Source organism: Arthrobacter sp. KBS0703 (genome assembly GCF_002008315.2).
GTDB lineage: Bacteria > Actinomycetota > Actinomycetes > Actinomycetales > Micrococcaceae > Arthrobacter.
On the sequence record NZ_MVDG02000001.1, the window covers coordinates 1,297,173 to 1,319,313 of the forward strand.

The window sequence follows — 22,141 nt, forward strand, 5'->3', positions numbered from 1 at the left end:
GCGGGGGCTACCTCAGCCGGCTCAGCCTCCGGCTGTGTCTCTTATACACATCTAGATGTGTATAAGAGACAGGCTTCAGCCTGCACTGCTTCTGCCTGCGTGTCGTCTGCTGCTGCGTCCGTCGGTTCGGCCGGAGGGGCTGGAACCTCGTTCAGGTCGGCAGCTGTTTCGTCGGATTTCTGACTGTCTGTCACCGCTAAAAGTCTTTCGCTTGGAGGAAAATACTCTCGTAATGCACCCGTGGCCGCTTGGAACACGGGGTTCTTACTTCAGAGAGAACGAGTCTATCGTGACTGGTTCCGCAGGAGCGCCGTCGGTGGCGTTTCCGCCCGACTTAAGACCTGCAGCCGCAATCTTTGTCACCACATCCAGGCCGGAGGTCACCTTGCCCACCACTGTGTAGCCGCCCGCGGCGTCAGCGGGGATGACGGTGTCCTTGTATACGACGAAGAACTGCGTGCCGTTGCCGTAGGCGTTTCCGCCGGTGCGGGCCACCGCAATGGTGCCGGCCGGATACTTGTTGTCCGCCGGCGTGTTTTCGAGCGGCCCCCAGGTGTAGCCGGGGTCGCTCTGGCCGTCTCCGGTCTTGGAGCCGCACTGCAGCACGCCGAAGTTATCCGCAGTGGTGAGCCGGTGGCAGCTGACGCCCTGGTAGTAGCCGGAGTCGGCAAGGGACTTGAAGACGGCGGCGGCCTGCGGCGCCTTGGTGCCATCCAGCTGCACGCCCACGGCTCCGCGGTTGAGTTTCAGTTCGCCGGTGAAGACCTTGCCCGCGGCCGATTCCGGCTTGGGGATGTTGGGGGCGTTGGTGGCAGGGGCGTTGGTGGCAGGGGCCGATGCAGAGGCCGACGGCGACGCCAGCCCTGCCTCAGCCGCGGCGAACTCTTCCTCTGTCGGGTTTCCGGAGAAAACCGTCAGTTGAAGCACGACGGCGAGGATCACCGCCGCCGCTCCGGCGCCACCGGCAAGCAGGTTGTCCCGCTTGCGGCGCTTTTCCTGGTCCCGGCGAAGCTCGCGTTTGGCTTCCATTTGCTGGATGCGCCTCTTGGCTTCACGCGTCTCGCGTGGGCTGGCCGCCACAGGTCCTCCTCGTTGATCGGGCTGCCCGCCTGATCCGCCCTGAAGGCATCCCCGGCTGCAGCTGCAGTGTGGCGGCCGGTCACGTCGCGGCCCCCGCATTAGAGATGCAGGCGCCGAAAGCATAAACTGACTGCCGCACATAGTTTATGCATGACAGGCTGGACTCCCGCCCTTGCCGCCGCTTTTTGATTTAAATGGCGACGCGGAATACTGCGCAGCGGACCCCGGCCTTCGGTTACCTGAGGAGAAACTCCACCATGGCACGCACAGCCTCCCTGTCCGGATTCCCCGAGTGGCTTCCCGAGGAGCGGCTGGTGGAGCAGCATGTCCTGGACACCCTGCGCCGTACCTTTGAACTGCACGGCTTCTCCTCGATTGAAACCCGCGCCGTGGAAACGGTCGGCCAGTTGCTGCGCAAGGGCGAGATCGACAAAGAGGTCTACGGCCTCAGCCGGCTTCAGGACGACGAAGGCGAAGAGGGCAAGGGCAAGCACGACCCCCACGCACTCGCCCTGCACTTTGACCTGACGGTCCCGTTTGCGCGGTACGTCGTTGAGAACGCCGGATACCTGGCCTTCCCGTTCCGCCGCTACCAGATCCAGAAGGTCTGGCGCGGGGAACGTCCGCAGGAAGGTCGCGCCCGCGAGTTCACGCAGGCGGACATCGATGTGGTGGGCGACGGCGACCTTCCCTTCCGCTACGACGTCGAAATCGCCCTGGTCATCGCCGAGGCCCTGGGCGCGCTGCCCATCCCGGATTTCCGGCTCCGCATCAATAACCGGAAGCTCGCAGAGGGGTTCTACCGCGGCATCGGCCTGGACGACACCGCCGGCGTGCTCCGCAGCATCGACAAGCTGGAGAAGATCGGTCCCGACAAGGTGGCCGAGCTGCTCAGGACCGAGCTGGGCGCCACTGACGAGCAGGCACAGGCAGCGCTGAAGCTTGCCGGCATCCGGACCGAGGACACGTCCTTCGTGGCCCAGGTCCGTTCCCTTGGTGTGAGCAACGATCTCCTCGAAGAAGGCCTGGACGAACTCGAGCAGGTCATTGAGGCCGCGGTGAAGCGCGCTCCGGGGAAGGTGGTTGCGGACCTGAGCATTGCCCGCGGGCTGGACTACTACACCGGAACAGTGGTCGAAACGGTGCTGGTCGGCCACGAGCAGCTGGGCTCGATCTGCTCCGGCGGCCGGTATGACGCGCTGGCGAGCAAGGGCAGCCGCAAGTTCCCCGGCGTCGGGCTGTCCATCGGCGTGACCCGCCTCGTCTCCCGCATCCTCAGCCAGGACCTTGCGAAGGCGTCCCGCTCGGTGCCCACCGCCGTGCTCGTCGCGCTGAACGCGGACGACACGTGGGGAGAGGCGCAGGACGTGGCCACCCAGCTGCGCAGCCGCGGCATCCCCACGGAAGTGGCCGCCAAGGCCGAGAAGTTCGGAAAGCAGATCAAGTTCGCCGACCGCCGGGGGATCCCCTTCGTCTGGTTCACCGACGACGACGGCAAGCACCAGGTCAAGGACATCCGTTCCGGGGTCCAGACCGACGCCGATCCGGCGACATGGACGCCGTCGGACGAGGACCTCCACGTCCAGGTCACGGGCGTTTCACCGGAGTAATCGGCGGGGCTGACCGCTGCCGGTGACCGCCCGGACTGATCTACTCCGCGGTGCGGAGGCTCAGTGCCGGCGCAGCCGGAGCGCCAGCGCCCGTCCGCCAATCCCGGCAGCAAGCACAGCCGCCATGGTCAGCACCGACGCCGGCGGCAGGGTGAAGGCCAGGAGGAGGCAGCCGGCGAGTCCCGCCGCATTGAGCCACTTTGGCGCATGCCGCGGGCGGTCCTTAAGCGTGTAGGCCGCAGCGTTGGTCACGGCGTAGTAGAGCAGCACACCGAAGCTGGAGAACCCCACCACGGTCACGACGTCGCTGGCCAGCAACAGCAGGATCACGACGGCGGCCACGGCGAGTTCCGCCACGAAGGGCACCGGATGGCGTCCGCCCACCCGCGCGAGCGGGCGGGGCAGGTCTCGTTCGCGGGCCATGGCCATCGCGGTGCGCCCCACGCCGGTGATGAGCGCCAGCAGTGCGCCCAGGGACGCGGCGGCGGCACCGGCCTGCACGACCGGCGCCCAGCCGGCCAGGCGGGACTGCACCACGGCGTCGAGCAACGGTGCCGATGAGGCGGCAAGCGACTGGACGGGCAGATGGGCCAGCAGCAGCGCCGCCAGCAGCACGTAGATGGCGAAGGCGCCGGCCAGTGCACCGAGGATGGCGCGCGGGATCACCCTGGCGGGGTCCTTCACTTCCTCGCCCAGGGTGGCGATCCGTGCATAGCCGGCGAAAGCGAAGAACACCAGGCCAGCCGCCGGCAGGATGCCCCACACGCTGCCCACGGAGTCTCCCGTCCCGCTGCCGGCGGGGTTCGGACCCAGGATGCTGGCCGCGGACACAAACACCAGGGTGGCCAGCACGATGCCCAGCAGGATGCGGGTCAGGAACGCCGTCCGGGTGATGCCCAGCAGGTTCACGCCGGTCAGCACCACCACGGCTGCGACAGCCACCGGGGTGGCGTACTCCGGCGCCACGTACTGCCCGAAGGTCAGGGCCATGGCGGCGCACGAGGCCGTCTTGCCGGTCACGAAACCCCATCCCGCGAGGAAGCCCGGCCATTCGCCCAGCTGCCGGCGGCCGTACAGGTACGTGCCGCCGCTCTCCGGGTATGTGGCCGCGAGCTGGGCGGACGCCACGGCGTTGCAATACGCCACTGCCCCGGCAATCACGATGGATGCGAGGAGCAGATTTCCGGCGAGGCCGGCAGCCGGACCGAAAACCACAAAGACGCCGGCGCCGAGCATCGATCCGAGTCCGATCGAAGTTGCGTCGAACACACCAAGCCTTCGCTGGAGCCTCTGGTGCCTGGTCATGGCGGGTCGTGAACCTTTCCAGCGGGTAAACTCGGACGGGATCGTTCCGCAACGATCCTATTGAACTTCATTTTGTTTTCCTTCTGAAAGGAATGTTGTGCTGCGCACACATGACCTCGGATCCCTCCGTTCCGAGCACATTGGACAAACCGTAACCCTGGCTGGCTGGGTTGGCCGCCGTCGTGATCACGGTGGTGTCGCATTCGTCGATCTGCGTGACGCCTCAGGCGTCGCCCAGATCGTGGTCCGCGAAGAAGAGGTCTTCCACGGGCTGCGCAATGAGTATGTGCTGCAGGTGACCGGCACGGTGTCCAAGCGCCCCGAGGGTAACGAAAACCCGGCGCTGGCCACCGGCGAGATCGAGGTCATGGCGGACAAGGTGGTCATCCTCAACACCGCGGACGCGCTTCCGTTCCAGATCGACGAGCACGTCGAGGTCGGCGAGGAAGCCCGGCTCAAGCACCGCTACCTTGACCTGCGCCGCCCCGGCCCCAGCCGCAACCTCCGCCTCCGCTCCGAAGCCAACCGCGTGGCACGCAAACTGCTCCACCAGGACGGCTTCGTCGAGATCGAGACCCCCACGCTGACGCGTTCGACGCCGGAAGGCGCCCGCGACTTCGTGGTGCCGGCCCGCCTCGCCCCGGGTTCCTGGTACGCCCTGCCGCAGTCGCCGCAGCTTTTCAAGCAGCTGCTGCAGGTGGGCGGTTTCGAGAAGTACTACCAGATTGCCCGCTGCTACCGCGACGAGGACTTCCGCGCCGACCGCCAGCCGGAGTTCACCCAGCTGGACATTGAGGCCAGCTTCGTCGACCAGGACGACATCATCTCGCTCGGCGAAAACATCGTGAAGGCGCTGTGGAAGCTGATTGACGTCGAGATCCCCACGCCCATCCAGCGCATCACCTACGCGGACGCCATGGCGCGGTACGGCTCCGACAAGCCCGACCTGCGGTTCGGCCAGGAACTCACTGAGCTGACGGAATTCTTCAAGGACACCAACTTCGGCGTCTTCAAGGCGCCCTACGTGGGTGCCGTGGTCATGCCCGGCGGTGCCTCCCAGGCACGCCGCGCCCTGGATGCCTGGCAGGAATGGGCCAAGCAGCGTGGTGCCAAGGGCCTGGCCTACGTCCTGTACAAGGAAGACGGCGAGCTCGCCGGCCCCGTGGCCAAGAATCTCACGGAAACCGAACGTGCAGGCCTCGCCGACGCCGTTGGCGCCAAGCCCGGCGACTGCATCTTCTTCGCCGCCGGCGACAAGACGCCTTCCCGTGCACTGCTCGGCGCCGCCCGCGTTGAGATCGGCCACCGCACCGGCCTGATCGATCCCAAGGCGTGGGCCTTCTGCTGGGTAGTGGACGCACCCATGTTCGAACCCGCTGCTACGGCCGTGGCGTCCGGTGACGTGGCTGTGGGTACCGGCCAGTGGACCGCAGTCCACCACGCGTTCACCTCGCCTAAGCCGGAGTTCATGGACTCGTTCGACAAGGATCCCGAATCGGCGCTGTCCTACGCCTACGACATCGTCTGCAACGGCAACGAGATCGGCGGCGGATCCATCCGTATCCACGAGCGGGACGTCCAGGAGCGCGTATTTGAGCTCATGGGTCTCGACAGGGCGGACGCGCAGACCAAATTCGGCTTCCTGCTGGAGGGCTTCAAGTACGGGGCCCCGCCCCACGGCGGCATCGCCTTCGGCTGGGACCGTGTCGTAGCCCTGCTCGCCGGAGTCGATTCGATCCGCGACGTCATCGCCTTCCCGAAGTCCGGCGGCGGCCATGACCCCCTCACGGACGCCCCTGCCCCCATTACGGCACAGCAGCGCAAGGAAGCCGGCGTGGACTTCAAGCCCGAGGCCAAGAAGCCTGAGGCCAAGAAGGCCGACGAGCAGTCGCCCGAAGAGAAGTAGCCGGCGCAGCAAGCGTCTTGGTTTAGCGCCCCTTCGGGGCCGCCGCAGCTGCGGTATCAACGGCTCCCCGGAATCCCGGGGAGCCGTTGGCGTCCCCTGACACAGTCGGCTGATACAAAGGAAGCCATGCCGGACCTGATTTCGCTGCCGCGGCTGGAAGAGCTGATGGACGCCGCGTGGCCCGCCCCTGACCGCCACGACACAGGGGAGTGGGTGCTTCGCGCCGCCGACGGCGTCACGCCTGTCTCTTATACACATCTAGGCGTCACGCAGCGGGCGAACTCCGTCTGGTTATACACATCTAGATGTGTATATGAGACAGGGCGTAGTCCGTATGGCCCCGTGCCGCGGGTGCGGATCCCGTGGCCGCCGCGCGGAACGCGGCGGCCTGGTACCGGGACCGACGGCTTCCGGTGATCTACCAGATGTTCGCCCGTGGCCCCGCAGACCCCTTGGATGCGCTGCTTGACCGGCAGGGCTTCTCCAGTCAGTCCGAAACGCTAATCATGGCCATGCCCGGCAACGGCAGGTCTGGTTATTCAGACGCCCCAGTGCATTCGGGTTTAGGGTATCCCGCCGCGGAAATCTCTCGGCGGCCCTCGGCTGAGTGGGCCGAGCTGTGGTGGTCGGTGGACGGCCGCGGCGGCGCGGATCAGCTGGCCATTGCGTTGGGGATCCTGACCGCCTGCCCGTCGCTGTACGCGATGGTGAGGGACGACGGCGGCCGGCCGGCCGCCGTCGGACGCCTTGCGGTTCCTCCCGGCGGGCCCGACGGGTGGGGCGGACTGTACTGCATGACGACGCGCCCCGATGCCCGGCGGCAGGGGCACGCCGGCCGGGTGGTCCGTGCGCTGCTGGACGAAGGCTCGGCGCAGGGGCTGGCCGGCTACTGGCTGCTCGTCATGGCATCCAACGCCCCCGCACGGGAGCTCTACACGCGCGCAGGGTTCCGCGAGGCCGCCCGTTACGTCTACCGGCAGGCTCCGCTGAAGAGGGCGGGCTCTGGCTGCTGAGCGAACCTGCGTCCGCCGTTTCGACGGTTCCGTGCGCACTCGACGCTGCAAAGCATCGGTCCGACAGGGAACCGTCGAAACGGCGCGGGGGGAGGAGCTAGGACCACTCACTCCTGTAGTAAAGGCCGATCCAGGGCGACGCCGTAAGTTCGCCGCCGTCGGCCTGTTGGGCGGTTCCCGCGGGCGTCTCTTCGGATACCGCCCGGCCGGACTGGGGCCATGGCCGCCGGCCGGGAAACATCCCCGATGCCTCAACCGGCCTGTGGCTGGCGTACTTGCTCCGCGGGCCGAAGATTCGCGGCCTGATGCGTCGGCGCATGTGCATTCCTTCCTCGTCGCAGGCTATTGGGAGCGGGGCTTAGGGAATCCGGACGGCCGGCTGCTGGGCCAGTCGCTGTTCGTCGAGTGCCTTCCGGCGCCGTGCGGTTCCCCCCAGGTAGGGTGCCCCAAGCTCCTGGATCGGCGTCCTGTACGTTTCCCGGGAGTAGAACGCGGACCCTGCAGCAATGAGCATGCAGACCGTGCCGAACACGGCCACCGGCACCCAGCCCGCGACTCCCGGGGCCAGCAGCATGCCGGCAATCATCGGCGCGAAGCCGGCGAGGACCAGCCCCAGCTGGTTGCCCATGGCCATGCCGGTATAGCGCACCGGGGCGGCGAACTGCTCGGCAAAGAACGCCGGCCAGATGCCGTTGAAGCCCGAGTACAACACGGTCATGTTCAGGAAGGCCGCCAGGAAGACCAAGACGATATTGCCGGAGGAAAGCGCAAGGAAGTACAGGAAGATCGTGACTGAGCAGCCGATCGCGGCGGTCAGCAGCACAGGCCGGCGGCCGATCCGGTCCGCGAGTTTCGCCGCGAGCGGCATGGCGAACATGGACAGGCCGATGGCCACGGCGTTTACGGTCAGGATGGACGCCCGGTCGAATCCCGCGGTGGAAGTGGCGTACGCCAGACCGAAAACCGTGAAAATGGTCTGCATCACGGACATGATGGACATGCCCACGACACGCAGCACGTCCGGAGCCTGGAACCGGAGCACTTCCTTGATGGGCATCGGGGTGACCTGTTTGTACTCCTGGGCCTCCTCGAAGACCGGTGTTTCGTCCAGGTGCGTCCGGACCCAGTAAGCGATGGCCAGGACCACGATGGAAAGCCAGAACGGGATGCGCCAGCCCCAGCTCATCATCGCTTCCTGGGGCAGGGCGGTGACGGGGATGAACACGAGGGTGGCCAGCACCATGCCGGAGGCATAGCCCGTCATCACGAAGCTGGTGAAGAAGCCCCGCTTGCCCTCAGGCGAGTGTTCCAGCGTGAGGGCGGAGGCTCCTGCCGACTCTGCGCCCGCCGAGAATCCCTGTGCCAGCCGGCCGGCCACCAGGAGGATGGGCGCCCAGACGCCGAGCTGCTCGTAGGTGGGCAGGAACCCGATGCCCAGCGATGCCAGGCCCATGATGCCCAAGGTCAGCAGCAGGATCTTCTTCCGTCCCAGCTTGTCGCCGAAGTGGCCCATGACCAGGCCGCCGACCGGCCGGGCCACGTAGGCGACGCCGAACGTGGCGAAGGCGCCGATCAGGCCGATGGCGGGGTCCGCGGAGGGGAAGAACAGGTGCGGAAATACCAGGGCGGCGGCTGTTCCGTAGATGAAGAAGTCGTAGTACTCCAGCGTGCTGCCGAGGAAGGATGCCAGGGCAGCCTTGCCCGGCGTTTTCCGGGGGGCCGGCTGGGGGGCTGCCTGCGTTGAGGGTCCGGTATGCATGGGAATCTCCTTAAGACTGCGTTGTCTTAGTGGTGGCCGCAGAGGTGTCCCCGAGGTGGAAGTCCACGGAGAGGATCTGCTGGCTGTTGGGGAACGAGTACGCCTTCAGCGGCTCGTGGAGCGGGTGGGTGTTGTACGCGTCGATGTCCTCGACCGTTTCGAAGTCGGCCACAATGGCGTAGTCGAAGGAGCGGTCGGTGCTGAGGATGTCCGCTCCGTGGCTGAGGCTGAGCATGCCGGGGATTTTGCCGGTCATGTTGTTGAGGCCGTCAATCCAGGCCTGCTTATCGGCGGGCGGGAAGCCCGGCTTGAACTTGAAGAGCACAGTGTGGCGGATCATCTCAGGCACCCACCAGTTCCTTGGTTTGCTCAGCCTGTTCGGCTGAGTCGTACTCCGGTGACTGGCCGGCGATGGTGCGTCCGGCGAGGTAGCCCATGGTCATGATCGGGCCCAGGGTGGCGCCGGCGCCCGGGTAGCCTGCGGCGTAGGCGTTTTCCGTGGTGTTGCCGGCGGCGAACAGGCCGGGGATGGGCTGGTTGTCGACGTCGAGCACCCGGGCCAGCCCGTCGGTTGCCACGCCGCCGTTGGTGCCGAACGCGCCGTTGACCACTTCCAGCGCGTAGAACGGTCCGGACCGGAGCGGGCCGAGCGACGGGTTCGGCCACGGGGTGTCGTCGTCGCCCCAGTACTTGTCATAGGCACTTTCGCCGCGGCCGAAGTCGGGATCCTGGCCCTTGACCGCGTACTCGTTGAACCGGGCCACGGTCGCGGTGAGATTTTCCGCCGGTACGTTGATCTTCGCGGCCAGTTCCTCAAGGGTCGCGGCCTCGGTCAGATAGCCCGGCGTGGGCTGGCCGGCGCGGTGCGCCAGGATGCCGTAGCGCTCCAGGTAGCCGTGGTCCACAATCACGTGGGCCGGGGTGTTGAGGGTCCGGTTCGCGGCAGAGTCCCAGGACTGCAGGCTGCGGGCGAGATCGTTGTAGTTCTGCGACTCGTTGGCGAACCGGCGGCCGTGGCGGTTCACCATGATCGATCCCGGGCCCTGGCGTTCGAATCGGAGCAGGGTGCCCACAGGCTGCCCGTCGCGGGTGTCGCCGGTGACGGACATCGGTGCCCACCAGGCTTCGCGGGTGCCGCGGGTCTGCCCGCCGATGCGCTGCGACATCCGCAGCCCGTCTCCGGTGTTCGAGGGCGGCGAGCACATCGTGTACAGCCGCGAAGCAAGCATCGAGTCGGCCAGAGCCTTGTCCCACTCGAAGCCTCCGGTGGCCAGCACCACGCCGTCGTTCGCCCGGAAGGCTTCGCCGGATTCCAGTTCGACGCCGGTCACCCGGCCGCCGTCGGTCAGCAGCCGGTGCCCCCGCGCACCGGTGACGAGCGCGGCACCATCGCGGACCAGGCTTGCCAGCAGCATCGAGACGAGGGCCTGCCCCTTGGCCACGAGCCCGTCGTCCTGGCGGCCGGCCAGTTCGTCCCACGGGAACTTGGTGAACGCTCCCCAGTTTTCGTACTCCTGCATGGTGAAGGGCGCCCGGCCGTCGCTGCGGACGTGCGCCCTGAGCCCGCCCAGGGCGTCCTTGCTGTTGAACAGTTCGGGCTCCACTGTGCGGCCGCCCTCCAGGGCGCCGGGCAGGTCCTGCCGGTAGTCGGGGAAGTTGTCCAGGAAGATGAAGCGGACGCCGCATTCCTCCTCCACGAACCGGAGCATGCGGTCGCCGTAGTTCAGTGCCGCGTCGAGCAGTTCCTCGCGGCCTCGTCCGCGGGCCACCGCGCGCACATACCTGGCGGCCGCCTCCTTGGAATCGGTGATGCCGGCCTTGCGGGCGTGGTGGTTGTCCGCCACCCAGAGCATGCCGCCGGAGACGGCGGACGTGCCGCCCAGCAGGTCGCTTTTTTCGAGGACGACGACGGACTTGCCGGCCCGGGCGGCGGTGGCCGCCGCGGTGAGGGCGCCGGCGCCGGAACCGACGACGACGACGTCGTAGCTCTCGGAGGCGGTTCCGTTTACGAATTTCATGGTGGTGCCTTTCGGGGGGAGAGTGATTGCGCAGAATCTCCGGCGCGGCGGCCGCTGGGGCTGCCGCGGCCGAAGGCGGCGGGACCGGTTAGACGGCGGTGTAGCCGCCGTCGATCACGAGCTCGGATCCCGTGGTGAAGCGCGATTCGTCCGAGGCCAGGTACAGCACGCCGTAGGCGATCTCGGCCGGCTGGCCCTGGCGGGGCAGAGGGTTGGAGCCGACCAGCTGCTTGTAGTAGGCCTCGGCGCCGATATCGGACTGCTCGGCCGAGCGGCGGCTCATCCGGGTGTCCATGGATCCGGGGTGGATGGAGTTCACGCGGATGCCGTAGTTTCCGTAGGCCGCCGCGTCCGACTTGCTGAGCAGCCGGACGGCGCCTTTGGTGGCGTGATAGAGCGGAACATTCCTGCCGCCGGTGATGCCATGGATGGAGGAGAAGTTGACGATGCTGCCGGCGCCCTTTTCGATCATGCCGGGGACCACGTGCTTGGTCATCAGCCAGACGCCCTTGACGTTGACGTTGAAGATCGTGTCGAAGTCCGTAACGGTCGCCGTGTGCGAGGCGCCGGCGGGGCCGATGATTCCCGCGGCGTTCACCAGGATGTCCGGCGTGCCCAGTTCGTCGCGGACCCGGCGGACGGCGTCGGCGACGCTGGCCTCGCTGGTGACATCGACGTCGTACTCGCAGATGTTTGCGTGGGCCGCGGCAGCGGGGATGCCGGCAACGTCCAGGCTGGCAACGGTTGCGCCGTGTTCAGCCAGGAGGGCGGCGGTGGCGCCGCCCAGGTCGCCGCGGCCTCCGGTGACAATGGCGGTCTTTCCGGCCACGCGGTTAAGTATGGGATTCATGGGGTGCTCCTCGTGCTCCTGCAGCCTCTTCGCTGCGTCCTAGCCAGACTGGCAGGGGAGCTGTGACAGGAACCACACGATTGCCGATGAACGGAAAACCTTACTTTCCGTGGCTCTGGCGCAGCGTTCCCTTCAGCTCGCCACGCCAGCCGAGCGCCCGGGAAATGCCCCGCGCTGCGGCCATCAGGACTGGCACCCGGGCGGCAGCGTTCTCCTCGTTCCGGGGAACCACGACGCTCAGTGCGGCGCGGACGGTGTTGTCGGGTCCGAAGACGGGGACGGCGATGCCGCTGGACTCGGGCACGATCACTCCCGGCATGGCAGCGAAGCCGCGCTGCCGGATTTCGGCCAGGTGCCGACGGAGAACCGCCGGATCGGTCAAGGTGGTTTCGGTGAACTTCGTCAGGGGCCGGGCCAGGAAGGTGTCCTGATAGGCAGCGGGGGAGTGGGCCAGCAGGACCAAGCCGGAGGATGTCGCGTGCACGGGCAGCCTGCCTGCGATCTTGGTGATGTCGACGATGGTTTTGTCGGAGCCCAGCCGCTCGATATACAGGACCTCGTCCGAATCAAGGATGCCCAGGGTGGTGGAGTGCTGCACCACTGCCTGGACGTCCTCCATGAACGGCAGGGCGGCCTCCCGCAGTCCCAGCATCTTGGACCCGCGGGAAACGAGTTCCCACATCCGCGTGCCGATGTGGATGTCGCCGCCGGGTTCGCGTTCGAGGAGCCGTTCGCGCAGCAGATCGTTGACCAGCCGGTAGGTGGTGGTCACGGGCAGCCCGGTCCGGCGCCCCAGCTCGGCGACGCTCATGGAGGTGTGGCGGTCGTCGAACGCGCTCACGATCTTCACGAAGCGGCCGATGATCGACTCGCCCGATGCGGAATTGGCCACGCTTCCTCCTCAGGATTCCCGCTCAATGGTAATCCTCCTCCCGGGCGCCGTTGTCGCCGCGTCTACTTGGGTCTAGCCTCACCCGGCCGCCGCGAGGATGCGGGCGGCCGACTGAACGGAGCAACAATCATGAGCAAGGCAGGAACCATGGGAAAGACAAGTACCGCTAGCACCACAGGAACAACGAACACGACTGTCTGTGATGTGCTCGTCATCGGCTCCGGCGTCGCCGGGATGGCGGCAGCCCTGAAAGCCGCTTCGCAGGGACTGACCGTGATCGTTGCGGAAAAGGAACAGTACTTCGGCGGGACCACCGCCATTTCCGCCGGCTGGGCGTGGGTCCCTGGCAACAAGCAGGGCATGGCGCAGGGCGATACCCGGGCGGCCGCGGAGACGTACCTGAAGAACCTTGCCCCGGAGACATTCAACGAAACAGGCGTTCGGGACTTCCTGGATACCGTCCCTGAAGCGATCTCCTTTTTCGAGGACGAAACCGAGGTGAAGTTCACCTACCCGGAGAAGTCCCCGGACTACCAGATGGACCTGCCCGGCGCGAAGCTGTCCGGCCGTGCCATCCTGCCGCAGGATGTTGACGCGCGGGTGCTCGGCGACAAACGGCTCCTGATGCAGCCCTACATGAGTTCCTACACCGTGTTCGGCTACATGCCGCAAGTGGGACCCGACATCAACGAGTTCTTCCACGTCAACCAGTCGGTCAGCTCGTTCGTCTATGTGGCAAAGAAGCTGCTGCGCACATGGGCTGACGCCGCCCGGTACAAGCGCCCGGTCCTGCGTACCAACGGGAACGCCCTGATGACCCGCATGGTGAAGAGCGCCGACGACCTGGGCGTGCGGCTGTGGAAATCGTCGCCAGCCCTTTCGCTGACCAGCGACGACGCCGGAACCATCACCGGGGCGGTGATCGGCGGTGAGCACGCGGCCACGGTGACGGCGCGGCTCGGCGTCATCCTCGCCGCCGGAGGTTTCTCGGGCAACACGGAACTGCGGCAGCGGTATTTTCCGCACGACGCCGACGGCGACGATCACTTCACGCCGACAGTTGGCCACGGCGGGGACGCCGCCATCCTGGCGATCAGCGCCGGCGGGCACATCGACGATGCGGTGTCCAGCGTCGGTTCGTGGGCGCCTGTGACCGTGTTCAAGTACCTCGATGGCAGGCAGCGACTCTTTCCGCACCTCCGGGCGATCGGCCTGCCGGGCCTGATCGCCGTCGACCGTCACGGCAAGCGCTTCGGAAACGAAGCGCTGAGCTACCACGACTTCGGCGGCGCAATGATCGGACACAACCAGGACGAGGACAAGACGCTTGGCTACGTGATCGGCGACGCGAAGACCATGCACAAATACGGCATCGGCTACGCCAAGCCCTGGCCGATGCCCCGCGGCTATTTCTACAGGACCGGATACCTGGTCAAGGGGGACACCCTCGCGGAGCTGGCAGGAAACCTCGGCATCGACGCCGGGGGCCTCGAAGCGACGGTGGCTGACTTCAACCCGGCAGCGGAGCGCGGCGAGGATCCGGCGTTCGGCCGCGGCTCAACGCTGTACAACCACTTCCGGGGCGATCTGGAGCACACGCCGAATCCGAACCTCGCCCCCGTGGGCAAAGGTCCGTATTACGCCGCGAAGATCCAGATGGGAGACCTCGGCACCTTCGCCGGAGTCGGCGTCAACGAGCACTCCGAAGTCGTCACCGCCGACGGAACGGCCATCCCGGGCCTCCTTGCCGTCGGTGCGGCCGCGGTAAGCGTCTTCGGCGGCGGCTACCCGGGATACGGCTCGCACATTGGGCCGGCCCTCGTATTCGGCTACCGGGCGGGCCGCGACATCGCCAGACTCGCGGCCGGCCGGGGTGTGGGGCGCGCGGCCACCGTGGAAGCCTAGAGCGCCGGGCCGGAGGCGTCCATGGCGAACTCCCCATCGGGTGAATCGGTCATCAGCCGCGTGGTGCGGGTCATGGCCGCGTTCGACCGGGACGTGCCGACCATGACTCTCTCCGGCCTGGCCCGCCGCGCAGGCCTGCCCCTCACCACAGCTCACAGGCTCGTGGACGATCTGGTCCTCCACGGCCTGATCGAGAGGCTGCCGGACGGGAACCTGCGTTCCGGGATGCGGATGTGGGAGCTGGCAGCACGGGGTTCGCGTGCGCTGAATCTTCGTGAGCTGGCGCTGCCCTTCATGGACGACGTCCAGGCAGCCGTGCACCAGCACACCACGCTGGCAGTGCTGGACCACGGCACGGTGCTCTACGTGGAGCGTCTGTCCTCGCCTAAATCCAGCCTGGACGCGGCCCATATTGCCCAGAGAATGCCGATTCACGCCGCCTCGTCCGGCCTCGTGCTGCTGGCTTTCTCGCCGCCTGGCTTCCAGGACGAGGTGCTATCAGGTCCGCTGGCGCCGGTGACGCCCGAGACCGTCGTTGACCCGGCCCTTATCCGGAAGCACCTGGCCGAAATCAGGCAGCGCGGCTACGTGGCCCTGCCGGGCATCGGCGTCACCGAATGGACCGGCATCGCCGTGCCCGTCTTCGGCCCCGGCAAGACCATCGCTGCCGCGCTCAACGCGATTGTTCCGCGGCAGGAAGCCGCCGTTCCGGTGACCGTCCCCGCGCTCCTGACCGCGGCAAACGGAATTTCACGGGCTTTGAAGGCCTCCGCGGTGCCCCGACCCTAGCCGTCACCCTGCAGTGCCGTCTTCGTCGCCAGTCCGGCGGCGGACTTTCACAACCGATGAACGGAAGTCCTGTGGGTGCGGAAACGGTGAAGTCGGCAAGGTGAATTGAGACGTAAATCACGTCGACGCAATCCGGAAAGAAGGACAATGATGTCTGCCCCTTTGACAGAAACTTCCTCGGCGACCGCGGGAGATGAAACAGGTCTGCCGCCGTATTCGCACGAACTGAGCTGGCCCGAGGGCATGGCGCCGTTCAAGGTGGTCGATGACGGAACGCAGGGCGATCCGTACGCCCACTATGCATGGATGCGGGACTACGCCCCCGTGCTTCGGGCCCATTCACCCGTTTCGGATGTCTATTTTATCTCCAGGTACGACGACGTCCGCCGGGCCATGCGGGCCCCGAAAGTCTTCTCCTCCCAGGTTGTGGACCCGGTTCCGCTGACCTTCCTCACCCTCTTCGACGCCCCCAATCACACCAGGCTGCGCCAAGTCGTCGCCCAGGCTTTCATCCCGAAGGCTATTGCCCGCTTCGAGGACCGGGTCCGTGAAAACGCCGAAAAGTATCTGGCCCCGATGCTCGCCGCCGGGGGCGGCGACGCCGTGGACGACTACGCCATCCCGCTCAGCATGTCCACCATCAGCGCCTTGCTCGACGTGCCCGCCGAGGACTTCGACAAAATGAAATTCTGGTCCGACGAGACTTTCAGCTACTTCGGCCGGCTCGCCCGCAATGCCCAGGGCACCGGCACCGACGAACAGAGCACCTTCGAGTTCTTCGCCTACCTGAAAGACGCCATGGAGCGGCTCTACCGGGAGGAGAGCGACTCCGTCGGCGGCCACATTGCCCGGATGTGGAAGGGCGGCTTGCTCAGTGAGAAGGAAGCCAAGGAACTCTGTGCCTTCGTCTTCGTCGCCGGCCACGACACCACCACCATCCTGCTGGCCAACGCGTTCCGCGTCTTCAGCGAGCAGCCCGGACTGCTGGACCGGATCCGACGGAACCCGGACGACGCGGGCCTCTTCGTCGAGGAACTGGCCCGCTACCGCGGAACGGTGCAGCGGGCAAGCCGGATCACCACGGAGGACGTGGAGGTTTCCGGCGTGACAATTCCGGCCGGCGCCATCGTCCGCCTCCTGCCCGCCGCGGCGAACCGGGACAGCAGCAAGTACCCCGACGGCGAGCGCTTCGACATCGACCGCAACACCGACGGCCACCTTGGCTTCGGCCACGGCGTCCACAGCTGCCTCGGGGCACCCCTCGCGCGGCTTGAAGTCCTGGTGACCGTCAAGCTGCTCGCCGAAAAGCTCGGATCACTGGCCCTGCATCCGACGAAGCCGATCGAGTACGTGCGCGGAAACAACCTGACCAACTCGGGGCCGGAGCATCTGCACGTGACGCTGGAGCAGTCCGATGCGTGACCGCGAACCGGCTAGGAAAGCCACTCCTCCGGTGATTGTCGTCGGCGCCGGGCACTCCGGTGTCGCTGTCGCCGCGGGACTCCGCGCCCGGGGCTGGGAGGGCGGCATCCTGCTGCTCGACGCGCAGAAGGAGACGCCCTATGAACGCCCTCCGCTCTCCAAGGAACTCCTGAAAGACGGGGCGCCGGATGAGTCCGCCGTGCTGCGCAAGGAGAAGTTCTACGAGGACAAGCGCATTGACCGGCTGAGTGGCATCACCGCGGAGTCCATCGACAGGAAGGGTTCGGCTGTCCTGCTGTCCGACGGCAGCCGTCATGCCTACCACCGGCTCGTTATCGCTACGGGCTCGCGGGCCAGGCCCCTCACGGTGCCAGGGGCCGGGCTCGCCGGCGTCCAGTCGCTGCGAACCCGGGACGACGCCCTCGAGCTCAAGCGGCTGCTGGTCCGGGGAGCCCGCGTCGCCATCATCGGCGCCGGGTACGTCGGACTTGAAGTGGCAGCCGCGGCCGCATCCAAGGGCTGCGAGGTCACGGTGCTGGAGTTCCAGGACCGAGTGATGAGCCGCGTGACCTCCGCCCCCGTATCGCGTCACTTCGAACAGCTCCACGAACGGCACGGTGTCCAGTTCATCTTCGGCGCAGCGATCACGGCGATTGACGGAGTCGGGCGGGCCGAACGCGTGGTCACCGCCGACGGCACCGTCGTCCAGGCCGACGTCGTTCTGGCCGGAATCGGGGTGCTGCCCAACCAGGAACTGGCCGCGGACGCGGGGCTCGAGTGCCGGGACGGCATCCTCGTGGACGGGGACGGCCGGACTTCTGACCCCGCGATTTACGCCACCGGGGACGTCACCCGATTCACCAGCCCGATCGACGGCGCCAGCCAGCGCCTGGAGTGCATTCAGAACGCGCAGGCCCAGGCGGACCGCGTGGCGGCCCACATCACGGGCCAGCAGGCAGCGGTTCCGGAAATCCCATGGTTCTGGACCGTCCAGCACGGTGTCCGGCTGCAGACCGCAGGGGTGCGCCACCCGGACGACGACGTGATCGTGCGCGGCGAACCCGCGGGCGGGAGGTTCTCCGTGGTCTACCTCCGGAACGGCCGCCTGGCCGCCGTCGACACCATTGCGGGCCTGACGGACTTCCGGCCGGCCAGGAAGCTGATCGCCCTGGGAGCGCGGATCGACCCGAGGCTGGCAGCGGACCCCAGCGTTTCCCTCGCCGACGCCATTTCCACCCGCCCCAACCCCACAGACGCTGTCCCTACGGCAGCCCGAATCTAAGGAACAGTCATGAGCAACAACAAACTGACCGTGATCGACCGGCAAGGCTCCACCCACGACCTCGAATGGGAGCCGGACCAGACCCTGATGGAAGCCCTGCGTGACAACGACCTTCCGGTCCTGGCCTCGTGCGGCGGCACCGCCTCCTGCGCAACCTGCCACGTGTTCGTGGAGAAGGAGGTCTTCGACACCCTCGGCGAGCGAAGTGAGGATGAACTGGAGCTGCTCGTCGAAGCGGAGGGTTACCGGGAATGCGGCTCCCGGCTCTCCTGCCAGCTCGGCTTCAGCCGGCATCTCGACGGAGCCACCGTCACCTTGGCGCCCGAAGAATAGCTCCCCCCGTTTCGACGGTTCCCTGCGCACCCGATGTTGCAAAGCGTCGAGCCGGCAGGGAGCCGTCGAAGCGGCGCGGGGAGGAGCTAGGCAGGCGGGTCCGTGACCGTGACGCGCACGGCACAGGCATCCGCGGCTGCCTTCTTCAACACCGCCGCCCGGGGATCGGGGACGTCGAGGTAGGCCAGGCGCGGCACCCGGGCATAGGCGTTGAGAGGCGGCTCGTCGAGCACCAGCTCGGCCATGCCCCGGTCGCCGCCCGGAACGATGTACTCGATGACCTGCCCGGCAAAAATCTGCCCGGCGAGTTCCGCCACCGCCTCCACCATCGCGTCGGCGTGGTTGGCGCGGCGCCGCGCGTACCTTTGCTGCGACTGGCCGCCGGCCGCCGTGCGCGACTGTACATACTTCGAACCGGTCTTGGCCGCCAGGAGCCTGCCCTCACTCGCCACGGCGACTCCGTACCCGCCGCGGCGGATGAGCACCAGCCCGATCCGCCGGGGCTGCGACGCGAGCGAAGCAAGCCGGGCCACCAGGCCGGCGCCCCGTCCGGGGCGGCCGTCGTCCGGCCACGGGGCCCGGAGAAGCGCGGTGGCGCCGTCGGCCGCAAGCAGCCGCACGCCGTCGTCGTGGTCCTCAACCTCAATCTCACCGTGGCTGGCGCCGAAGCGATCCACCCAGCCGGCAAGCCTTTCTCCGGAGATGAACGCGGTCCGCGAGGCGGCGGCAGGACGGCCGCCTGATGCACCGCTGTGTGGCATGGCCGACTTCCTTGCTCCCGGTACCGGACTTTGCCCGATGAATCTATGAGTAGCCTATCTATGTGGATGATCTCTTCGGCCCGGGGCCGGAGATGTGTATAAGAGACAGGGGACGACGGCGACGCCTCGCCGTCCGGGCGCCCAAGCGGCGGCCCGCTTGGCGGGCGGACGGCCTCGCCGCGGAGCCCGCTGGCTGTCCGGATGCGGCCGCGCACCCTGGATGACGTCGTGGGTCAGCAGCACCTGCTGGGGCAGGGATCGCCTTTGCGCCAGCTGTCTCTTATACACATCTAGATGTGTATAAGAGACAGGTCCAAGCTCGCTCATCCTCTGGGGTCCGCCCGGCACCGGCAAGACGACGCTGGCGCATGTGATCGCGCGCGGGCCCGGGCGCAAGTTCGTGGAACTGTCCGCCATCACGGCCGGCGTCAAGGACGTGCGCCGGGTCATGGACGAGGCACTGACCGCCCGCGACCTGTACAAGACCACCACTGTCCTGTTCCTGGACGAGATCCACCGGTTCAACAAGGCGCAGCAGGATGCGCTGCTGCCCGGCGTCGAAAACCGCTGGGTGGTGCTCGTGGCGGCCACCACCGAGAACCCGTCCTTCTCCGTGGTGTCGCCGCTGCTGTCCCGCTCGCTCCTGCTCACGCTTAAGCCGCTGACCGACGCCGACATTGAAGGCCTGCTCCAGCGTGCCGTGGAGGATGTCCGGGGGCTGAACGGCAAGGTCCGGCTGACCGCTGACGCCCTGGCCCACCTGGTCAGGCTCTCCGGCGGCGACGCCCGGCGCGCCCTGACCGCCCTCGAAGCCGCCGCCGGAGTGGCCTTCGGCGATGCGGACGACGTCGGCCCTTCGCCAGGCGGCGACAGCGCCGACGGGGGCGACCCATCCGGCAACGCCGGAGAGGGTGAAGCGGACGACGGCGGAACGGTCACCGTTGAACTGCGCCACACCGAGCGGGCGCTCGACGTCGCCGCGGTCCGGTACGACCGCGCCGGCGACCAGCACTACGACGTCGCCAGTGCGTTCATCAAGTCCATCCGGGGTTCCGACGTGGACGCGGCGCTGCACTACCTCGCCCGGATGCTGGAGGCGGGGGAGGACCCGCGCTTCGTGGCCCGCCGCATCGTGATTTCCGCCGCCGAGGACGTGGGCATGGCTGACCCCACGGCCCTGCAGACCGCCGTGGCTGCCGCGCAGGCGGTCCAGCTAATCGGCATGCCGGAAGGGAGGATCGTCCTCGCCGAGGCCGTGGTCCACCTCGCCACGGCGCCGAAGTCCAATGCCGCCTACATGGGGCTGAACAAGGCCATTGCGGACGTCCGGGCAGGCCTGGGGAACGGAATCCCCGCGCACCTGCGGGACGCGCACTACCCGGGATCGAAGCAACTGGGCCACGGGCAGGGGTACAAGTATGCCCACGACGCCCCGCACTCCGTGGCCCGCCAGCAGTACCCGCCGGATGACCTTGTGGGCCGGGACTACTACGTGCCCACCGCCAACGGCGCCGAGCGGGACATCGCCATCCGGCTCGAACGCCTCCGCAAGATTGTCCGGGGCAAGTAAGCACTCTGGTAAGATTGATGCTTGTCTGGCAAGGCGCGGACGCAAAATCCACCAAATTCACGTTTGATGAGGTTATGCCTGCGCCCAGTAGCAAAAGGCAGCGGTTGGCCGATGCTCTCCATCGTGGAGGCCAGTAACACTGACACACCGCAGATATTGGAAGGACACAAGTGGCTAACAACACTCGTGCTCGCCGTACCGCACGCCTCTCGCGTGCACTCGGCATCGCTCTGACCCCCAAGGCCGCCAAGTACATGGAGCGCCGTCCGTACGGCCCCGGTGAGCATGGCCGTGCCCGCAAGAAGCAGGACTCCGACTACGCCGTACGTCTGCGCGAAAAGCAGCGTCTGCGCGCCCAGTACGGCATCCGCGAAGCCCAGATGACCCGTGCCTTCGAAGAAGCACGCCGCACCAAGGGCCTGACCGGTGAAAACCTGATCGAACTGCTCGAAATGCGTCTCGACGCCCTCGTGCTGCGTGCAGGCTTCGCCCGCACCATCGCCCAGGCCCGCCAGCTGGTTGTGCACCGCCACATCCTGGTTGACGGCATCCGCGTTGACCGCCCGTCCTTCCGCGTCAGCGAGGGCCAGCTGGTTCACGTTCACAGCCGCAGCGAAACCATGCCTCCGTTCCAGGTTGCAGCAGCCGGCGCGCACCGCGACGTCCTGCCCCAGGTTCCGGCCTACCTGGACGTCAAGCTTGACGCCCTGCAGGCACGCCTGGTCCGCCGCCCGAAGCGCTCCGAGGTCCCCGTGACCTGCGAAGAGCAGCTCGTCGTCGAATTCTACGCACGCTAAATTTCCGGCAGCGTACACAAGGAAGCCCGTGGCAAGCGCCGCGGGCTTCTTTGTATGTAAGGTACTTGGGGGACATCCGCGGCTGCAGCACGCTGCCGCCGCGGACCATGTACCGTTCCACGGAGTTTCAAGGAGATGAACGTCTATGTCTGGTGGCGATATTGCCGGCCTGATCGCGGCCGGGGTATTTGCGCTCCTGGTCCTGTTGCTTGCTGTCCCGATCCTCAAGCTGGGGCGGGTGTTCGATGAAGTGCGGACCTCGATCCGTTCCATCAGCGACGGCGCGACCCCACTCATGGACGAAGTCACGGCGACGGTCTCCACCACCAACCAGCAGCTGAAAAAGGTGGACGGCATCGCGTCCAACGTTTCGGACGCCTCGGCGAACATCTCGGCGCTGTCCTCCCTGGTTGCCGCCACGGTGGGCTCGCCGCTGATCAAGGTTGCCGCCTTCAGCTACGGCGTCCGCTCCGCCTTCGCCGCCCGCAAGAAGCCCGCCGCCGGCCGTCGCAGCCGCTAGCCCCCCGGAGAACTGAAAATGAAAAGACTTGTCTGGATGGGAATCGGCGTGGCCATCGGAGTCATCGCCTTCCGCAAAGTCACCGAGGCCCAGGCGAACCTGGGGCCCGAAGGCCTGAACCGCGCCGTGGGCCGGCTGGCCGACGGCGTCTATGACTTCGCCGACGCGGTCCGCGCCGGAATGCACGAGCGGGAGACCGACCTGCGCACCGCTCTCGGCGTCGAATCCCAGGACGTTGTGCGGCGCTAGCCGCCGCTGCGGGAGAATTAAACCGGCAGTAACCGTTGTTCCGGACCTGCCATCTGAATCAAACTGTCACGCGGCAGAAC

Annotated in this window: 21 protein-coding genes and 1 pseudogene; 13 read left to right on the forward strand and 9 right to left on the reverse strand. The window is 67.1% G+C overall.

The genetic code is table 11. The annotated features are described in order from the left end of the window. Positions 1-41: 41 nt before the first annotated feature. Together B1A87_RS24885 and B1A87_RS06160 are read right to left on the reverse strand one after the other, a co-directional pair. Positions 42-194: a hypothetical protein gene (locus tag B1A87_RS24885; RefSeq protein ID WP_185982252.1), complete on the reverse strand. Its 153-nt coding sequence runs from the start codon at positions 192-194 to the stop codon at positions 42-44. A gap of 70 nt (positions 195-264) precedes the next feature. Continuing rightward, the gene (locus tag B1A87_RS06160; protein WP_078027897.1) at positions 265-1,080 is read right to left on the reverse strand and encodes a peptidylprolyl isomerase; all 816 of its coding nucleotides are present in this window, start codon (positions 1,078-1,080) and stop codon (positions 265-267) included. 257 nt (positions 1,081-1,337) lie between these two features. Between B1A87_RS06160 and hisS the strand changes: the two genes are divergently transcribed. Next, positions 1,338-2,690 (forward strand): histidine--tRNA ligase, encoded by a 1,353-nt coding sequence (hisS, locus tag B1A87_RS06165; RefSeq protein ID WP_078027896.1) that lies wholly within the window; start codon positions 1,338-1,340, stop codon positions 2,688-2,690. Between the two features lie 60 nt (positions 2,691-2,750). On the opposite strand, the gene B1A87_RS06170 is transcribed toward hisS, so the two are convergent. Beyond that, positions 2,751-3,995, reverse strand: a complete 1,245-nt coding sequence (locus tag B1A87_RS06170; protein ID WP_078027895.1) for an APC family permease — start codon at positions 3,993-3,995, stop codon at positions 2,751-2,753. A 97-nt stretch (positions 3,996-4,092) separates the two neighbouring features. On the opposite strand from B1A87_RS06170, the gene aspS reads away from it, so the two are divergent. From aspS to B1A87_RS23655, 3 genes are all read left to right on the forward strand, one after another. Next, positions 4,093-5,901: an aspartate--tRNA ligase gene (gene aspS / locus B1A87_RS06175; protein ID WP_078027894.1), complete on the forward strand. Its 1,809-nt coding sequence runs from the start codon at positions 4,093-4,095 to the stop codon at positions 5,899-5,901. A 126-nt stretch (positions 5,902-6,027) separates the two neighbouring features. Continuing rightward, positions 6,028-6,318, forward strand: coding sequence for a hypothetical protein (locus B1A87_RS23650; RefSeq protein ID WP_260680706.1), 291 nt, complete (start codon positions 6,028-6,030; stop codon positions 6,316-6,318). Positions 6,319-6,530: 212 nt separating this feature from the next. Further along, entirely contained in the window at positions 6,531-6,914 is a 384-nt protein-coding gene (locus B1A87_RS23655) for an N-acetyltransferase (protein ID WP_260680707.1), read from the forward strand. Between the two features lie 358 nt (positions 6,915-7,272). Here B1A87_RS23655 and B1A87_RS06185 read toward each other — a convergent pair whose 3' ends face one another. The 5 genes from B1A87_RS06185 to B1A87_RS06205 form a co-directional block, all read right to left on the reverse strand. Then, positions 7,273-8,673, reverse strand: coding sequence for an MFS transporter (locus B1A87_RS06185; protein ID WP_078027891.1), 1,401 nt, complete (start codon positions 8,671-8,673; stop codon positions 7,273-7,275). A 10-nt stretch (positions 8,674-8,683) separates the two neighbouring features. Beyond that, a complete protein-coding gene (locus B1A87_RS06190; RefSeq protein WP_078027890.1) occupies positions 8,684-9,013 on the reverse strand; it encodes a Dabb family protein in 330 nt (109 codons plus the stop codon). A 1-nt stretch (position 9,014) separates the two neighbouring features. Then, complete coding sequence (locus B1A87_RS06195; protein ID WP_078027889.1) at positions 9,015-10,691, reverse strand: FAD-dependent oxidoreductase; 1,677 nt, start codon at positions 10,689-10,691, stop codon at positions 9,015-9,017. 88 nt (positions 10,692-10,779) lie between these two features. After that, positions 10,780-11,541, reverse strand: a complete 762-nt coding sequence (locus tag B1A87_RS06200) for an SDR family NAD(P)-dependent oxidoreductase (RefSeq protein ID WP_078027888.1) — start codon at positions 11,539-11,541, stop codon at positions 10,780-10,782. Positions 11,542-11,641: 100 nt separating this feature from the next. Further along, positions 11,642-12,433, reverse strand: a complete 792-nt coding sequence (locus tag B1A87_RS06205; RefSeq protein WP_078027887.1) for an IclR family transcriptional regulator — start codon at positions 12,431-12,433, stop codon at positions 11,642-11,644. A gap of 147 nt (positions 12,434-12,580) precedes the next feature. On the opposite strand from B1A87_RS06205, the gene B1A87_RS06210 reads away from it, so the two are divergent. The 5 genes from B1A87_RS06210 (at position 12,581) to B1A87_RS06230 (ending at position 18,164) form a co-directional block, all read left to right on the forward strand. Beyond that, positions 12,581-14,338: an FAD-dependent oxidoreductase gene (locus B1A87_RS06210; RefSeq protein ID WP_078027917.1), complete on the forward strand. Its 1,758-nt coding sequence runs from the start codon at positions 12,581-12,583 to the stop codon at positions 14,336-14,338. A gap of 21 nt (positions 14,339-14,359) precedes the next feature. Beyond that, on the forward strand, positions 14,360-15,127 hold the full coding sequence (locus B1A87_RS06215; RefSeq protein WP_078027886.1) for an IclR family transcriptional regulator: 768 nt from the start codon (positions 14,360-14,362) through the stop codon (positions 15,125-15,127). 162 nt (positions 15,128-15,289) lie between these two features. Then, positions 15,290-16,549 carry a cytochrome P450 gene (locus B1A87_RS06220; RefSeq protein WP_221937550.1) on the forward strand — a complete coding sequence of 420 codons (1,260 nt, stop codon included), beginning with the start codon at positions 15,290-15,292 and terminating at the stop codon, positions 16,547-16,549. Then, on the forward strand, positions 16,542-17,831 hold the full coding sequence (locus B1A87_RS06225; protein ID WP_078027884.1) for an NAD(P)/FAD-dependent oxidoreductase: 1,290 nt from the start codon (positions 16,542-16,544) through the stop codon (positions 17,829-17,831). The genes B1A87_RS06220 and B1A87_RS06225 overlap by 8 nt, the downstream gene beginning before the upstream one ends. A gap of 9 nt (positions 17,832-17,840) precedes the next feature. Continuing rightward, positions 17,841-18,164 (forward strand): 2Fe-2S iron-sulfur cluster-binding protein, encoded by a 324-nt coding sequence (locus B1A87_RS06230; RefSeq protein WP_078027883.1) that lies wholly within the window; start codon positions 17,841-17,843, stop codon positions 18,162-18,164. An 86-nt stretch (positions 18,165-18,250) separates the two neighbouring features. Here B1A87_RS06230 and B1A87_RS06235 read toward each other — a convergent pair whose 3' ends face one another. Then, positions 18,251-18,925 carry an acVLRF1 family peptidyl-tRNA hydrolase gene (locus B1A87_RS06235; RefSeq protein WP_078027882.1) on the reverse strand — a complete coding sequence of 225 codons (675 nt, stop codon included), beginning with the start codon at positions 18,923-18,925 and terminating at the stop codon, positions 18,251-18,253. Between the two features lie 62 nt (positions 18,926-18,987). Between B1A87_RS06235 and B1A87_RS06240 the strand changes: the two are divergent. The 4 genes and pseudogenes from B1A87_RS06240 to B1A87_RS06255 all read left to right on the forward strand — a co-directional run bounded on the left by B1A87_RS06240 (position 18,988) and on the right by B1A87_RS06255 (position 22,061). Next, positions 18,988-20,495: pseudogene (locus tag B1A87_RS06240) on the forward strand (replication-associated recombination protein A). A 170-nt stretch (positions 20,496-20,665) separates the two neighbouring features. Continuing rightward, a complete protein-coding gene (rpsD, locus tag B1A87_RS06245) occupies positions 20,666-21,292 on the forward strand; it encodes a 30S ribosomal protein S4 (protein ID WP_078027880.1) in 627 nt (208 codons plus the stop codon). Positions 21,293-21,437: 145 nt separating this feature from the next. Then, the gene (locus B1A87_RS06250; protein ID WP_078027879.1) at positions 21,438-21,812 is read left to right on the forward strand and encodes a DUF948 domain-containing protein; all 375 of its coding nucleotides are present in this window, start codon (positions 21,438-21,440) and stop codon (positions 21,810-21,812) included. Between the two features lie 18 nt (positions 21,813-21,830). Next, the gene (locus tag B1A87_RS06255) at positions 21,831-22,061 is read left to right on the forward strand and encodes a DUF6167 family protein (RefSeq protein WP_185982253.1); all 231 of its coding nucleotides are present in this window, start codon (positions 21,831-21,833) and stop codon (positions 22,059-22,061) included. The last annotated feature ends 80 nt before the right edge of the window (positions 22,062-22,141 follow it).

Excerpts from the sequence above, each read along its gene's own strand:
- B1A87_RS06210 (WP_078027917.1), top strand. The coding sequence starts at position 12,581 with ATGGGAAAGACAAGTACCGCTAGCACCACAGGAACAACGAACACGACT.
- B1A87_RS06250 (WP_078027879.1), top strand. The coding sequence starts at position 21,438 with ATGTCTGGTGGCGATATTGCCGGCCTGATCGCGGCCGGGGTATTTGCG.
- B1A87_RS06170 (WP_078027895.1), bottom strand. The coding sequence starts at position 3,995 with ATGACCAGGCACCAGAGGCTCCAGCGAAGGCTTGGTGTGTTCGACGCA.
- B1A87_RS23650 (WP_260680706.1), top strand. The coding sequence starts at position 6,028 with ATGCCGGACCTGATTTCGCTGCCGCGGCTGGAAGAGCTGATGGACGCC.
- B1A87_RS06190 (WP_078027890.1), bottom strand. The coding sequence starts at position 9,013 with ATGATCCGCCACACTGTGCTCTTCAAGTTCAAGCCGGGCTTCCCGCCC.
- B1A87_RS06200 (WP_078027888.1), bottom strand. The coding sequence starts at position 11,541 with ATGAATCCCATACTTAACCGCGTGGCCGGAAAGACCGCCATTGTCACC.
- B1A87_RS06225 (WP_078027884.1), top strand. The coding sequence starts at position 16,542 with ATGCGTGACCGCGAACCGGCTAGGAAAGCCACTCCTCCGGTGATTGTC.
- B1A87_RS06195 (WP_078027889.1), bottom strand. The coding sequence starts at position 10,691 with ATGAAATTCGTAAACGGAACCGCCTCCGAGAGCTACGACGTCGTCGTC.
- B1A87_RS06235 (WP_078027882.1), bottom strand. The coding sequence starts at position 18,925 with ATGCCACACAGCGGTGCATCAGGCGGCCGTCCTGCCGCCGCCTCGCGG.
- B1A87_RS06230 (WP_078027883.1), top strand. The coding sequence starts at position 17,841 with ATGAGCAACAACAAACTGACCGTGATCGACCGGCAAGGCTCCACCCAC.
- B1A87_RS06255 (WP_185982253.1), top strand. The coding sequence starts at position 21,831 with ATGAAAAGACTTGTCTGGATGGGAATCGGCGTGGCCATCGGAGTCATC.
- B1A87_RS06185 (WP_078027891.1), bottom strand. The coding sequence starts at position 8,673 with ATGCATACCGGACCCTCAACGCAGGCAGCCCCCCAGCCGGCCCCCCGG.
- hisS (WP_078027896.1), top strand. The coding sequence starts at position 1,338 with ATGGCACGCACAGCCTCCCTGTCCGGATTCCCCGAGTGGCTTCCCGAG.
- B1A87_RS06215 (WP_078027886.1), top strand. The coding sequence starts at position 14,360 with ATGGCGAACTCCCCATCGGGTGAATCGGTCATCAGCCGCGTGGTGCGG.